This window comes from Arthrobacter sp. StoSoilB22, from assembly GCF_019977315.1.
In the GTDB taxonomy this organism is placed as follows: Bacteria; Actinomycetota; Actinomycetes; order Actinomycetales; family Micrococcaceae; genus Arthrobacter.
Window position 1 is genome coordinate 3,091,607 of the sequence record NZ_AP024652.1, and the last position, 12,580, is coordinate 3,104,186.

At 61.6% G+C, this 12,580-nt stretch carries 16 protein-coding genes; 8 read left to right on the plus strand and 8 right to left on the minus strand.

From position 1 onward, the window contains the following. Positions 1-87 precede the first annotated feature (87 nt). From LDN70_RS14365 to LDN70_RS14375, 3 genes are read left to right on the plus strand one after another with little or no spacing between them, the layout of a single operon-like run. Positions 88-1,317, plus strand: a complete 1,230-nt coding sequence (locus LDN70_RS14365; protein ID WP_223940603.1) for an MFS transporter — start codon at positions 88-90, stop codon at positions 1,315-1,317. 30 nt (positions 1,318-1,347) lie between these two features. Next, a complete protein-coding gene (locus LDN70_RS14370; protein WP_223940604.1) occupies positions 1,348-1,989 on the plus strand; it encodes a TMEM175 family protein in 642 nt (213 codons plus the stop codon). A gap of 54 nt (positions 1,990-2,043) precedes the next feature. Further along, on the plus strand, positions 2,044-2,550 hold the full coding sequence (locus tag LDN70_RS14375; RefSeq protein WP_026539896.1) for an Lrp/AsnC family transcriptional regulator: 507 nt from the start codon (positions 2,044-2,046) through the stop codon (positions 2,548-2,550). A 3-nt stretch (positions 2,551-2,553) separates the two neighbouring features. Here LDN70_RS14375 and LDN70_RS14380 read toward each other — a convergent pair whose 3' ends face one another. Continuing rightward, positions 2,554-3,825 (minus strand): MFS transporter, encoded by a 1,272-nt coding sequence (locus LDN70_RS14380; protein ID WP_223940605.1) that lies wholly within the window; start codon positions 3,823-3,825, stop codon positions 2,554-2,556. A gap of 155 nt (positions 3,826-3,980) precedes the next feature. Here LDN70_RS14380 and LDN70_RS14385 point away from each other — a divergent pair, with 155 nt between their 5' ends. The 4 genes from LDN70_RS14385 (at position 3,981) to zapE (ending at position 6,861) form a co-directional block, all read left to right on the plus strand. Continuing rightward, positions 3,981-4,514 (plus strand): Lrp/AsnC family transcriptional regulator, encoded by a 534-nt coding sequence (locus LDN70_RS14385; protein ID WP_223940606.1) that lies wholly within the window; start codon positions 3,981-3,983, stop codon positions 4,512-4,514. Positions 4,515-4,532: 18 nt separating this feature from the next. Next, on the plus strand, positions 4,533-4,958 hold the full coding sequence (locus tag LDN70_RS14390) for a DUF1761 domain-containing protein (RefSeq protein ID WP_166840006.1): 426 nt from the start codon (positions 4,533-4,535) through the stop codon (positions 4,956-4,958). Between the two features lie 10 nt (positions 4,959-4,968). Next, positions 4,969-5,964: a magnesium/cobalt transporter CorA gene (corA, locus tag LDN70_RS14395; RefSeq protein WP_223940607.1), complete on the plus strand. Its 996-nt coding sequence runs from the start codon at positions 4,969-4,971 to the stop codon at positions 5,962-5,964. Positions 5,965-6,165: 201 nt separating this feature from the next. Next, positions 6,166-6,861: an AFG1/ZapE family ATPase gene (zapE, locus tag LDN70_RS14400; RefSeq protein WP_223940608.1), complete on the plus strand. Its 696-nt coding sequence runs from the start codon at positions 6,166-6,168 to the stop codon at positions 6,859-6,861. 42 nt (positions 6,862-6,903) lie between these two features. Here zapE and LDN70_RS14405 read toward each other — a convergent pair whose 3' ends face one another. The 7 genes from LDN70_RS14405 to arr all read right to left on the minus strand — a co-directional run bounded on the left by LDN70_RS14405 (position 6,904) and on the right by arr (position 11,608). Continuing rightward, a complete protein-coding gene (locus LDN70_RS14405) occupies positions 6,904-7,434 on the minus strand; it encodes a ferritin (protein WP_142938439.1) in 531 nt (176 codons plus the stop codon). Between the two features lie 54 nt (positions 7,435-7,488). Then, complete coding sequence (crcB, locus tag LDN70_RS14410; RefSeq protein ID WP_166840004.1) at positions 7,489-7,860, minus strand: fluoride efflux transporter CrcB; 372 nt, start codon at positions 7,858-7,860, stop codon at positions 7,489-7,491. Beyond that, complete coding sequence (locus LDN70_RS14415) at positions 7,857-8,300, minus strand: fluoride efflux transporter FluC (RefSeq protein WP_142938437.1); 444 nt, start codon at positions 8,298-8,300, stop codon at positions 7,857-7,859. The genes crcB and LDN70_RS14415 overlap by 4 nt, the downstream gene beginning before the upstream one ends. Next, positions 8,287-8,808 carry a universal stress protein gene (locus LDN70_RS14420; protein WP_142938436.1) on the minus strand — a complete coding sequence of 174 codons (522 nt, stop codon included), beginning with the start codon at positions 8,806-8,808 and terminating at the stop codon, positions 8,287-8,289. The genes LDN70_RS14415 and LDN70_RS14420 overlap by 14 nt, the downstream gene beginning before the upstream one ends. Before the next feature lie 28 nt (positions 8,809-8,836). Then, positions 8,837-10,540 carry an ABC1 kinase family protein gene (locus LDN70_RS14425; RefSeq protein ID WP_223940609.1) on the minus strand — a complete coding sequence of 568 codons (1,704 nt, stop codon included), beginning with the start codon at positions 10,538-10,540 and terminating at the stop codon, positions 8,837-8,839. Positions 10,541-10,545: 5 nt separating this feature from the next. After that, positions 10,546-11,082 carry a PadR family transcriptional regulator gene (locus LDN70_RS14430; protein WP_142938434.1) on the minus strand — a complete coding sequence of 179 codons (537 nt, stop codon included), beginning with the start codon at positions 11,080-11,082 and terminating at the stop codon, positions 10,546-10,548. 115 nt (positions 11,083-11,197) lie between these two features. Then, a complete protein-coding gene (gene arr / locus LDN70_RS14435) occupies positions 11,198-11,608 on the minus strand; it encodes an NAD(+)--rifampin ADP-ribosyltransferase (protein ID WP_223942658.1) in 411 nt (136 codons plus the stop codon). A gap of 225 nt (positions 11,609-11,833) precedes the next feature. Between arr and LDN70_RS14440 the strand changes: the two genes are divergently transcribed. Next, the gene (locus LDN70_RS14440; RefSeq protein ID WP_223940610.1) at positions 11,834-12,442 is read left to right on the plus strand and encodes a TasA family protein; all 609 of its coding nucleotides are present in this window, start codon (positions 11,834-11,836) and stop codon (positions 12,440-12,442) included. The last annotated feature ends 138 nt before the right edge of the window (positions 12,443-12,580 follow it).

Here is a 12,580-nt window from a genome sequence, read left to right on the forward strand (position 1 = left end):
TGCCATTCACGATTGATGCGTCAATGCATTGATCCTAGTAGACCTATGCATTGGAACGGGGAGTGTGCTCCCTCCTAATCTGGCCCAGTGAGCAAAACAACCTCGGTGACCAGCACCGTAGCCTGGGACGGGCATGCGAAGGGATCCCGCGGTTACAGCCGCGTATTGGCCGCGTTGGCCCTCGCCGGCGTTGCGACCTTCGCCCAGTTGTATTCCACCCAGGCCGTGCTTCCCCTCATGGCGGCTGAGCTGCAGATCACGGCCGCCGAAGCCGCCTTGAGCATTTCCCTCGCCACCGTAGGCCTGGCCGCCACCGTGCTTCCGTGGTCATTCCTGGCCGACAGGATTGGGCGGGTCCGCGCCATGACCTTGGGAATCGCCACCGCCACGCTGTTGGGGCTGCTGGTGCCACTGGCCCCCACAGTGCCTGTGTTGCTGGGACTGCGCACCTTGGAAGGCATGGCCTTGGGCGGCATCCCCGCAATCGCCATCGCGTATCTCAACGAGGAAGTCACCAAGGTCCACACGGCGCTGGCAGCCGGCACCTATGTTGCCGGAACTACACTCGGCGGACTGGCCGGACGCTTGGTGGCCGGGCCCGTTGGAGAACTCTGGGGATGGCGTGCCGCAGCCTTGGCGGTGTCCCTGCTCGCCACGGTTTCAGCCGTCTTGTTCCTGGTGATTGTTCCCAAACAACGCCGGTTCAGTCCGGCCCCGGCCCTGGGATTTCGCGGAGCGGTCCGCATCCTGGGCGGGCACGCAGGCAATCCCAAACTGCTATCGCTGTATCTGCAGGCGTTCCTCCTCATGGGTGGTTTCGTCGCCGTCTATAACTACCTCGGATTCCGTTTGCACGCAGAACCCTTTGGGCTTCCTGCCACCGTTGTGAGCCTCATTTTCCTGGCGTACTTGTCCGGGACGGTCAGTTCACGCTGGGCTGCGGGTCTGACCACCAGGTTCGGCCGGCGGAACGTTCTGGTGGCCGGTATCGCCATCATGTCGGCAGGTTTGTCCATGACGTTGGTGGAGAACCTGGTAGCCACCTTGGCCGGGCTGGTGATCTTCACCGGCGGCTTCTTCGCCGCCCATAGCGTCGGCTCAGGGTGGACCGGAACCATCGCCACAACGGGTCGTGCGCAGGCAGCATCCCTGTACAACCTGTCCTACTACCTGGGTTCCAGCGTCATCGGCTGGGCAGGCGGTCTCGCCTTTCAGGCGTTTGGCTGGCCGGCTCTGGCATTGAGTGTGATCGCATTGTCATGCACGACGGCGGCAGTCACCTTGATAGTTCACCGCCCACCGCGCTACTGCCGCTGATTTCACCCGGCTGCCCCTACAATCGGAGGCATGACACAGGTCACGAAAAGCCGGGAGCTGTCGTCGCCGGAACGTCTGCAGGCCTTTACGGATGCCGTTGTGGCGATTGCTTTGACGTTGTTGATCTTGCCGCTCATGGAAAGCGTGGGAGAACTTGCTGACCACGACGGTACGACGGCTGAGTGGTTGGCTGCGGAACAGTATGCTTTGCTCGGCTTTGCCCTGAGTTTCATCCTCATCGCCGTTTTTTGGGTTCACCACCACAAGATCTTCCACAGCGTCAAGCGTGTGGACGCGGGCTTGCTGTGGTTGACGGTTGGATGGATGTTCACCATTGTGGTGATGCCGGTGGCAACCTCGTTGTCCACCCAGATGGAGTCTGATTGGGCCCAGCCCTTGGTCTACATAGGAACCCTGTTCACTACCAGCCTGATGCTTCTCCTGACACGCACTTATCTGCGGTCCCACCCTGACCTCCACCAGATGTCTGACGCCGACGCTGTTATGGGGATTCGAGCCAGTTTCATCGTTTCCGGGCTCTTCCTTGCTGCGCTAGTTCTGGCCGTTGTCATTCCCGGTGCAGGAAACTGGCCTCTGCTGTTGATGCTCCTCAGCGAACCGCTCCAACGGTTGGACCGGCGACGAGGTAGCCGCCCGCCCGCGGAACGATAGTCACCTGAAGAATTGACCGCCTAAGATGGTTGAAAGGCAATTTCAGGAGGATCCGTGAGCAACCCCACGAAGAATGTTCGGTCAAGCCCGGGCAGCGCAGAGCCGCTGGATGCGATCGACGAACGGATTCTCGCAGCGTTGGTGGACGACGCCCGCATCTCCAACAAGCAATTGGCTGAACTTGTGGGGATCGCCCCCTCCACGGCCCTGATGCGCACCAGGGCACTCTCCGAACGCGGAATCATTGAAGGCTTCGAAGCAGTCTTGAGCCTGCCGGCAATCGGCCGCTCTGTTCAGGCCCTCATCGCTGTACGCCTGCGCGCCCATGACCGGGACCAGATTGACCGCTTCACGGCGAGGGTCCCCAAGCTCCCGGCGGTCATTTCCACGTTCCACACCACCGGCTCAGTGGACTATCTCCTCCACATAGCCGTCGCCAATACAGATGACCTCCGCAACTGGCTCCTGGACAACCTCGCCACTGATCCCGTGGTCGGCCACACCGAAACCACCATGGTCTTCCAGCACATTCCCGGCAATCGCGGACCGCTACCCGAATAAACCTCAGGAACCCGAAGAACCTCGAAGAGACAGGGCGCTACGGCGAGACACTGAACTCCGCAGGGACACTGCCGCGAGGATCATGGCTGCCACGCCGCACAGAGCAGTGAAAACTACGACGGCGGTCTGCAGGCCGAGTGCGGTGACTGCCAGTCCCAGCCCAATCACCGGAGCAGCACTGCCCAGGTAGGTGATGACGTAGACGGTGCTGATCACCTGGGCGTGACGCGCTGCTTCGACCTTTCCGGCCACCTCGTTGAAAACCTGCCGGAAGGCAATCCCTTGGCCTACCCCGGCAGTTATGCTGGCAGCCACCAGCAGCCAAGGGCTGGACCACGCCGCCGCGGCTCCCACCAGAACCACCGAGACCCCCAGCACGCCAAGGGACACAGGAACAACCAAGCTTCCACGGGCACCCAGCAGCTGGCTCAGGGCCGAGGCACCCAAAGTGACACCGGCAAGCAGCCCGATCAGGGGCCTTGAATCGGCGTGGACCACGCTGGCGAAGTATCCGGGTGCCAACGAAAGGCAGAAGCCGAATACCGCGAAGCTGAGGAACCCCGTTGCCGCAGCCATCCAGAAGGCTCCGCGGGCATCCCGGGAGATGGACGGCTTCCGGGGAGCCAGGACCTTGAGGGGTTTGGGGCCTTCCGCCGGAGCGATCGCAGGCCTGGCCTTCAGGAGCCACAGGGGAATGAGGGCAGCAATCAACACTGCCGAATGGACGAAGTACGGGGTGCGGGTGGGGTCCGGCAAGAGCGACAAGAGGCCACCGATGGCGGGGCCTGCCGCTACACCTCCGGCTGAGGACAGCAATGTAAAACGGGAGGCCCAGTCAGGTCGCAGGGGAAGCAGTTCGCGCAGCGCCGCGGAGCTGGCTCCCGTAGCAAGCCCTACGGCCACGCCCTGCAGCGCCCTGCCAAGGCACAACCAGACCAGCGAGTCCGCATTGGCGAAGATGATCCCGCCTGCCAAACCGACAAGCACAGCCAGGACCAGCGCAGCCCTCCGCCCTATGTGGTCGGACCAGTGGCCAGCCACCATGAGGACGGCTACCAGGGCAAGGACGTAGCTCGAGAAAGCGACAGTGACGCCCAGCGATGACATTCCGAGCCTGGCTTGGAGCAAGGGATACAAGGGCGTAGCGAGGTTGGCGCCAACCAGCAGCGTAAAGATCACAACCCCGGCCAGGACCAGCCTGGCGGTGGTGGAGGCATCCCATCCCCAGCGCGCGGCTGTGGCCGGGCGCATGCGGAGTTCGCTCAAGACAGTCATTTCATTGCCTTCGGGCTCGGTGGCCGGGCTGTTGATCTCCTTGTGGGAAGCGCAGTCCGGCTAAGTATTGATGGCAACAGAATGCAATGGCATTGACCTCGAAGAGCTTTAGAGATGCAAGAATTGAGCAAAATACTCAAAGTACTGCGAGCCAAATGAGCTGGAGTGACCATTTGAACACCCTTGACCCCATGGACCTGAAGATCCTCCTGGAACTCATCAAGGATCCACGCATCCAGATCGCCGAGTTGAGCGAGGAACTGGGCATAGCGCGTAACACTGCTCAAAGCCGGGTCAAGCGCCTTCTCCGGTCCGGGGTGCTTCATGCAGCCGGGCGGGAAGTAGACCTCGAAAAGGTGGGGTACGACGTCGTCGCCTTTGTGACCATTGAAGTCACCCACCGGGAACTCGACGGCGTTATTGGCGCCTTGCGCCTGATCCCCCAAGTGTTGGAGGTCCACGAAATTTCCGGTCGCGGCGACCTGTGGTGCCGGGTGGTGGCAACGGACACCCACAACCTGCAGTCTGCATTGCGCTCGGTGCTTCGCACTAAGGGAGTCATCAGAACCGAAACGGTGCTTGCTCTGCACACCCACATCCCGTACCGCACGGAGCCATTGATCGGCAGGATGGCGGCAACGCCAACACGGCCCCGGCAAGAGGGCCGGAGCGCCGGCTCGGAGGGCTAACGGACTAGGCTTTTAGGCATGGATTGGCTCTCACACATTTCCCAGATCAACTGGCTCGCCGTACTACTGGCTTTCGTTTCATCCATGGTGATCGGCTTTGTCTGGTACATGCCGGCCGTTCTGGGCCGCAGGTGGATGCAGGCAATCGGCAAGACCGAAGACGACCTCAAGAACATCGAAGGCGGAGCGGGCATCTGGGTTCCCATGATGGTGGCAGCGGCCGTGACCAGCATTCTCCTGGCCGTCCTCATCAGCGCCCTGGATCTCAATACTTTTGTTGCCGGCGGTTTCTTCGCCCTCATCCTTGCCTTGGTATTCCGTGCCGGGGGCCACGTCATTCACAACGGGTTCGCTGGCCGCCCCACCGCAGTAACCGTCATTGATTCCGGCCACGACCTCCTGGCAATGACCATTGCGGGCGCCATCATCGGTGCCATGCAGTAGCGTTCAACCAGTGACCATTATCGACAACGCCGTATATGTAGACGGCGTGCGCACCGCCACCCCTCACAGCCTTGAACAGACGTTTGAGACGCTCTCCGAACATGGGGGCATGGCTTGGATTGGGCTGTACCGTCCCACCAAGGATGAGATGGCCGCCGTCGCTCACGAGTTCGGGCTTCACCACCTCGCCGTGGAAGACGCCGTCTCGGCGCACCAACGGCCCAAGCTGGAGCGCTACGACCACAACCTGTTCACCGTCCTACGGCCGGCCCGGTACCTGGACGAAACCGAGACGGTGGAATTCGGCGAGCTCCATGTCTTCACCGGACCAAACTTTGTGGTGACCATCCGCCATGCCGAAACCGGTGGCGTAGCTCGAGTGCGCAAACGGCTTGAGGAGCGCCCCGATCTCCTTCGCCATGGCCCCGAGGCTGTGCTGTACGCCCTCCTGGACCAAGTGGTGGATGATTACGCTCCCGTGGTCGCAGGCCTGGAAAACGACATCGACGAGATCGAAGACCAGCTCTTCAGCGGCGACAGCGCTGTTTCACGTCGTATCTATGAGCTGGCCCGTGAAGTGATCCAGTTCCAGCGTGCCATCCACCCCCTGCCGGACATGATGGTGCTCCTGGAAAAGGGCTTCGAAAAGTACGGCGTTGACATCGAGCTCCAGCGCTCCCTCCGTGATGTGGAGGACCACGTCCAACGGGTGATCTCAAGGGCCAACTCGTTCAGGGACCTCCTCCAGAATGCGCTCACCCTTGATGGGACGCTAACGGCCAACCGCCAAAACGAGGCAAGCGCCGCCCAAAACGAGCAGGTCAAGAAGATCTCATCCTGGGCGGCCATCTTGTTTGCGCCGTCCTTCGTAGCCGGCGTCTACGGAATGAACTTCGACCATATGCCCGAACTCCACTGGGACTTCGGTTATCCCCTGGCGGTAGGGCTGATGTTTGGCGCAGCCCTCCTCATGTACGCCATCTTCAAACGCAAAGGTTGGCTGTGACGCCTTCCTTGGGACGTCCTCAAAGTCAACGCGACATTGCCAGGACTTTACTCGAGGGCATGGCACACGACGCCGGGCAGTCCGGTTTTGCCTTTGAACCCAGCCAGCGGCAAGCAGCTGAGCGGTTGGCGACCTTTGGCGCCCAGGTGACAGGCCGCCGTCGGGCGCTTCCCCGAAAGCCGCCACGAAGCTTCCCGACTCTTGCGGACCGCCGCGCAGCGTCGCGTCTCCCTTGTGGTGACATCAAACTACGCCCCGGACGATTTGCTGCCCAATCCCCTATGGCATGACCATTTCCTGCCCACCATTGAAGCCATCAAGGACATGATGGACGTGGTGGAGATCAACGGCAGCACGGACTTTCGGCGCTATCCAGCCACTGGAACCCGCCCTGCCACGGAGACCGGGGCATTTCGATCCGGACGCATCATTTCCCCCGGTACGCGCGGACAATTGGGCCGCCTCGGACTTTTCCGGCCGCCGCCAGCCCGGGGACGTGTTGTGCAACCGACAACCCAGCCGATAGTGGTCAAGAACTCCGACCCGGACCTTCTATGGGTTGGTTTTGCGGAACTGTGCGGTGGCTTGACCTCGACGTCGGACTTTCTGGTCCTGGCCGAAACATTCAGGACGTGGGTCATCGACGACGTCCCTTCGCCAGCGGTAGGTGACGCTGCGTCCGCGCCGGCCTGGCAGCGCTTCAGCAACGTGGTGGATGTGCTCTACGACCAGGACATCACCCTCTTCCTGATCGGCAACGGCCCCCTCGACTGGGACATCGAGCCTAACGGCAACGCTCTACCCGTGGATCTCGCGCGCATCGCCAGCCGGTTATCCCCGCTGAGCCGATCCCATCCGGACCAGGCCTTGGAACGCGAAGAGGCCGCCGGAAGGTAAGGTTCCAACGGCCTCCTGTAGTAAATACCCCGAGGCTGGCAGCTAAATGACGCCGCCGGCCGCGGAGGGAGCACTGGCGTCGTGACCGCCGTCGCCAACGGTTTCGCGGGCTACATAATTCTCGATGTCGAAGAGGTTCTCGGCGCGCTCGGTGATGTTCAGCAGCGTGGTCATGGAGGCAACTTCCTCAACCTGCTCCTTCAGGAACCACAGCATGAACTGCTCACCCAAGGCATCGCCCTCTGAACGGGCAACACGGAACATCTCCTCGATGTTGCGGGTGACTTCCTTTTCCTGCTCCAAGGCGAGCGCAATGGGCTCCTTGGCGTTGGCGAAGTTATTGCGAACCGGGGCGATGCCCGGAATCTCCACGTGGACGTTGCGGTCCAGCATGTACTGGACCATCATCATGGCGTGGTTGCGCTCTTCCAGGGACTGGCGATAAAAGTGGCGGGCCAACTGTGGCAAGTCTTCGCCATCAAAATACACAGCCACGGCGATGTATTGCTGGGAGGCCGCAAACTCATTGGCAACCTGGGCGGACAACAGCTCATTGAAAGTCTTCTTAGCCATGGCTCGATCCTACAGCCGGGGCATGACACTTTTATTGGTGAGGTTGGCCACTACTCAAGGCAGCAGAAGGCTGATCCCAACACCGGCCGCAGCAGAGATAACGCTCGCCACCATGGATCCCAATCCATTGATGAGCGCCAAACCCACCCTTCCACTCTGTACCAGTCTGATGGTCTCCAGACTCGCCGTGCTGAAGGTCGTGTACCCGCCCAGGAAGCCCGTCCCCAGTATTAGCAACAGGGACTCCGGCGCCTGGCCCCGCATTACCAGTCCGGCAAGGAACCCGAGAGCAAACGAGCCCGTGACATTTATCAGGATGGTTCCCCAGGGAAGTGCAGTCCTGAGGCGCTGGCGGATCAATCCGTCCACCATAAACCTGACCGCTGCACCGACTCCGCCAGCAAGGGCGAGAAGTATCACCGTCACGGCACACGCCCGGTAACGCGACGGTGATGCCAGGCACCCAACCAGATGCCGGCAGTAGTGGCAGCGGCCCCGCCGAACAAGCTCGCTGCGAGGTACCCGGCAGCCTCCGGGGCCGCATCCGCTCTGAATAAGTGGATGGCATCCAAAGCCAGTGTGCTGTACGTCGTAAACGCGCCCAGGAACCCCGTACCCAAGGCGAGGCGCACAACCCGGCGGCTGCCGACGTCGGGCCCCCTGCGCGAGAGTCCTTCCAGCAGGGCCCCCAGGGCCAAGGCACCTGAGAGGTTGATGACCAAGGTAGGCAGCGGCCAGGCATCCGGCGCTGGGATCACCAGTCCAAGGCTGTACCGGGCGAGCGTTCCGAACACGCCGCCTGCCGCCACGATGCCGATGAAACCCCAGTGAAGGTGAACTGGCTTGCTTGCCTCAGTCCTCGTCATCGTCGTCCGGGACCCGGGGGTTCACGGGCACCACAAGGACCGGCACGTCCTGCCGATGAAACAGATGCCGGGCCACGGAACCAGCCGTCAGCTCCTTGATCGCGGCCGTCAGCTTATGCTCACGGGTGCCCACCACAATCATGGAGGCGCCGATGCTCCTGGCCTCGCGGGCCAAGGCGTGCGCTGGTTCCCCTGCAAGCGGGACAATGGACCACTCAACGTCTTGATCAGCCAAGAGTTGGGCAATGGTGGTCGCTAGTGATTCCGGGATCCCTTGGGCTCCATCAACGGTATCGGGGTCGATGGGCGCTGCCGGCCCTCCGGTGGTCCCATCGACTGGATACACCGTGACGTCGGCATACGCGCAAACAAGTGGCAGGCCCGCACGGGCGGCAAACCGTGCTGCCTGCTCCAGAACTGCGGGCTGCTGCCCGGGCATCACACCTACCAGGATGGGTCCGGACATCTTGCCGGAGGCCTCGGGATGGGGTGTAGGGGTCTCAGTCACAGCGCAATTCTACGACGACGGAGTCGGCTCACAGATTGCCGCGGCCGGGCCACAGACCATAGAGCAGCGGAACCGCCGACGCGATCATCACCACGTTGCCAAGTACGAGGTCGTCAGCTCTCATCACGGATCCAGCCACCAGGAGGGCTGCAAAGATCACGGCAGCTACTGCTCGCCGCGCCAGGATAATAAGCCGGGACATCTGTCGTTCCAGACGGCGGTTGGATACTTGGAGTGTTCCGTCTTCGAACCTGGTAACCAGCCCATCCAGCCGTTTCGGCAATCGCAAGGCGACCGCCGCGGCCTCGAATGCCTGCCCTGCGACGTCAGTTACCAGATTGCCGCGCTCATCCCGCAGCAGTTGCGCAGCGTATGGTTCCACCGAGTCCCACAAGTTGAACCGGGCATCCAGCGAACTACATACACCCGACGTCAGTGACATGGCGCGGATGATGAGCAGGAAATTCTCCGGCAGCTGAAACGGAAGCGACCTGATGACGCTGCCGAACTCCGTCCCAAAATCTCGAAATTCCCGTGGGTCCACTTCTCGAAGTTCGGCAAAGCCCATGCCGCCAAAGCGTGCGAAGAGCTGCGTCATGGCCCGCTCCAGCTCGGCCGTGTCAGCCGAAGGCATGAGAACGCCAACATCGCTGATGGCAGCCACGAGCCCCCTTCCATCCCGCGAAGCAGCCGCAATCAGGAGCTTGCGCAATCCGCTTCTGGTCTTCGCAGGAACCTCCCCCATCATGCCGAAGTCGATGAACGTCAGCTTCCATGGATGTTCCACTGACCCGGAATGGGGTGTGACAAAGATGTTGCCGGGGTGTGGATCGGCGTGAAAGAAGCCCTTGGTGAACAATTGGTCAAACATCACTGACGCGAAAACGGGGGCAACCTCCGCCGGGTCAATCCCCGCCATACGAAGCGACTCTGCGTCCGTGATCTTGATGGCTGTGACGTCTTCCAGGGTGAGCACCCGGCGTGTAGTCCGTTCCCAAACCACCCCCGGCACGGTCACCCTGCCATCGGCGGCGAAATCAGCTGCAAAGCGCTCTGAATTTGCGGCCTCATTAAGGTAATCGATCTCCTCAAGGCTGGTCTGCGCAAACTCCTTGATCAGAGCAGGAACATCGGCGCGGTTTGAGACGAGGCGGATGCGGCTAAGCCAGCCTCCCACCCGTCGCAGAGCGGCAAGATCGACGTCCACGATCTTGTCGATGCCCGGCCTTTGTACCTTGAAAACCACGCTGCTTAGGCCAGTATCCTCGGCATTGCCCGCGAGCAGCTTCGCCCGGTGCGCCTGCCCCAAGGATGCCGCGGCTATGGGCGACTCCTCTATCGAAGCGAACACTGATTCCAAGGGCGCCCCCAGCTCCGCCTCGGCAAGGGCCCTGATGGCGGGGAAGGGAACCGGCGGCACTTCGTCCTGAAGGCCCTCCAGTTCAGCCGTAATCTCAGGCGGTAGAACATCCAGCCGGGAGGACATGAACTGGCCTACCTTGATCATTAGCCCACCAAGCTCCACGGCGAGGCCATGGAATCGCCGGGCAAAGCGTTGCATCCTCCGCGAACGGCTGCGTTCAGTCAGTTTTCGCAGGCCCACACGAGGAAGGAACAGCTCAAACCACCAGGTCACCAGCAAATGCCATGCAGCAAACCTGAGGATTCGACGATAGCGGGCACGGGCTTCCCCGGCCATGGGATCTGTCCGGTCGCGTCGAAGCGACGTCACTCCCTTCAGTCCCGGGCGAGGATCGAATACAGCCGACGACGAGCCTCTTCCAGCACCGTCACGGCCTCTTGCACCTGTTTGGGGGTTCCTGTCCGCCCTACTTGCGCAGCAGCCTGGGCAAGCTCCACCCCCGCTTTGGGCAATGCCGCGAAACCTGAGGTGCTGCCTGTGGATTCCCAAGGCGCTGCCGTTTCGGCGCTTGCGACATCTTCGCGGCCCGCCTCAGTGAGGGAGTATATTTTGCGGCCATTGGATTCCTCAGTGCTGACGAAACCCTCATCTGCCAGCAGTTGCAAGGTGGGGTACACCGAGCCGGCGCTTGGCTTCCAGCTTCCGCCACTGCGCTCTTCGATTTCACGGATGATCTGATAACCGTGCATGGGTCGTTCAGCGAGGAGGGCCAGAATGGCTGTCCTCAACTCACCCCGTCCAGCACGGGTTCCGGAGCGCTTTTCAAACCGCGACCTGAACTCCTCCACGGCCTGCCACATGCCGTCAAGGTTGTTACCCATAAATCCGCTTGCAGGGAATGAATTGTGCATCAAGCTCACCTCGGTTGGTCGTGAACGATACTGAACGATACTTAACGATATACATGCTGGATGCGCGAAACAATGGCTGCCTGGCAGGCTAACGCACCCTTCGTGTTCGTCATCCTTAGTTGATGATTTCGCCGCGTTCGTCCGCAACGATCGCCGCCAGTCGTACCCGCCACTCCTGCAGCGCCTCAGGAGTTAGGCGAGTCCACCCGTCAACTTCACCGATAACTTTGAGGGGGGCGCTGCTGCGATATGACCGGGTGGGGTTGCCAGGAAATTTCTTGTCCGTCACATTCGGGTCGTCCTCGAAAGCTCCGGTTGGCTCAACGGCATAGACGCGCGGTTCGCCGTCGCCGGCAGCGAGCTCGGCAGCGAGCCCCGCGCCATCCCGAAGAGCTGTGAAGTAGATGTGATTCATCACGACTTCAGGACGATAGTTGGATCTGAAGCCGGGACTCAGGAGATCGCCCTCCGTGAGGTCGGCCTTCGTCCCGTGATAGAAGGGACCCTCGTCAAGCGGTTGACTCATCAGCGGTTCACTCACACGTACAGCCTACTTCCAGGGGCCGGCAACAGTATCGGAGTTCCAGTCTGGACCTGTGCGGGAGTCTTGAGGTTTTCCTGAGGGAGTGTTGCGGGTATGCAGGATTTGTTCTTGATCCGGGCCCGGCACAGTAGTTCTTGTCAGCCACACAGGCTGGAAACGAACGGCCGGCCGGTCTCACGGTGGCCTCCCGAAAGGAAACTGATCCCCATGGCCATCAGCCTCAAGACCACCTCCGGCAAGATCCTCGCTTCCGTCGCACTGGTCGGCACCGCAGCCGCCGTCGCCGGCATGGGAACCTACGGCGCGTTCACCTCTTCGACCTCCGCCTCCCAAGCCGTCACCGCAGGAACCGTCACCATCGCCCTGGGCGCACCCGGCCCGGCGAACACCCTCAACGTCCCGGTCGCTGGACTGCTGCCCGGTGACAAGGTCGAAAAACTCGTCACCCTGGCCAACACCGGCAACTCGGACCTGAACAACGTCACCCTCACCACCAACGCCGGCACCACCGCATCCCTGCTCACCACGGACGTGACCAACGGCCTGCAGCTGACCATCGAAAACTGCTCCGTGGCCTGGACCGGCGCCGCAGCCCCCTATAACTGCACCGGGACCAAGACCACCGTCCTGGCCTCCGGACCGGTCATCGCAGCGAACAAGGTCCTGAACAACCTCACCTCGCTGACCTCGGCCAAGACCGACAACCTCAAAGTCACCACCGCGTTCCCCACCACCGCGAACAACGACTTCCAAGGCGCCACCTCCACCATCGCCTTCGCCTTCACCGGCACCCAACGCACCGAAACCACCAATTAAAGCCAGAGGGAGCCAAAGGCTCCCACCCAAGGCCCCGGGGGCCGGCCCGTTTGCCCTTCAGGCCGGTCCCCGGTCCATATCCTGAGCAAGTCTTGAGGGCATTGCACACCAACCCTTGAGCCTGTCGAGAGACACTAA

Excerpts from the sequence above, each read along its gene's own strand:
- LDN70_RS14370 (WP_223940604.1), top strand. The coding sequence starts at position 1,348 with ATGACACAGGTCACGAAAAGCCGGGAGCTGTCGTCGCCGGAACGTCTG.
- LDN70_RS14380 (WP_223940605.1), bottom strand. The coding sequence starts at position 3,825 with ATGACTGTCTTGAGCGAACTCCGCATGCGCCCGGCCACAGCCGCGCGC.
- LDN70_RS14385 (WP_223940606.1), top strand. The coding sequence starts at position 3,981 with ATGAGCTGGAGTGACCATTTGAACACCCTTGACCCCATGGACCTGAAG.
- LDN70_RS14390 (WP_166840006.1), top strand. The coding sequence starts at position 4,533 with ATGGATTGGCTCTCACACATTTCCCAGATCAACTGGCTCGCCGTACTA.
- LDN70_RS14405 (WP_142938439.1), bottom strand. The coding sequence starts at position 7,434 with ATGGCTAAGAAGACTTTCAATGAGCTGTTGTCCGCCCAGGTTGCCAAT.
- LDN70_RS14415 (WP_142938437.1), bottom strand. The coding sequence starts at position 8,300 with ATGACGAGGACTGAGGCAAGCAAGCCAGTTCACCTTCACTGGGGTTTC.
- LDN70_RS14430 (WP_142938434.1), bottom strand. The coding sequence starts at position 11,082 with ATGCACAATTCATTCCCTGCAAGCGGATTTATGGGTAACAACCTTGAC.
- arr (WP_223942658.1), bottom strand. The coding sequence starts at position 11,608 with ATGAGTCAACCGCTTGACGAGGGTCCCTTCTATCACGGGACGAAGGCC.
- LDN70_RS14440 (WP_223940610.1), top strand. The coding sequence starts at position 11,834 with ATGGCCATCAGCCTCAAGACCACCTCCGGCAAGATCCTCGCTTCCGTC.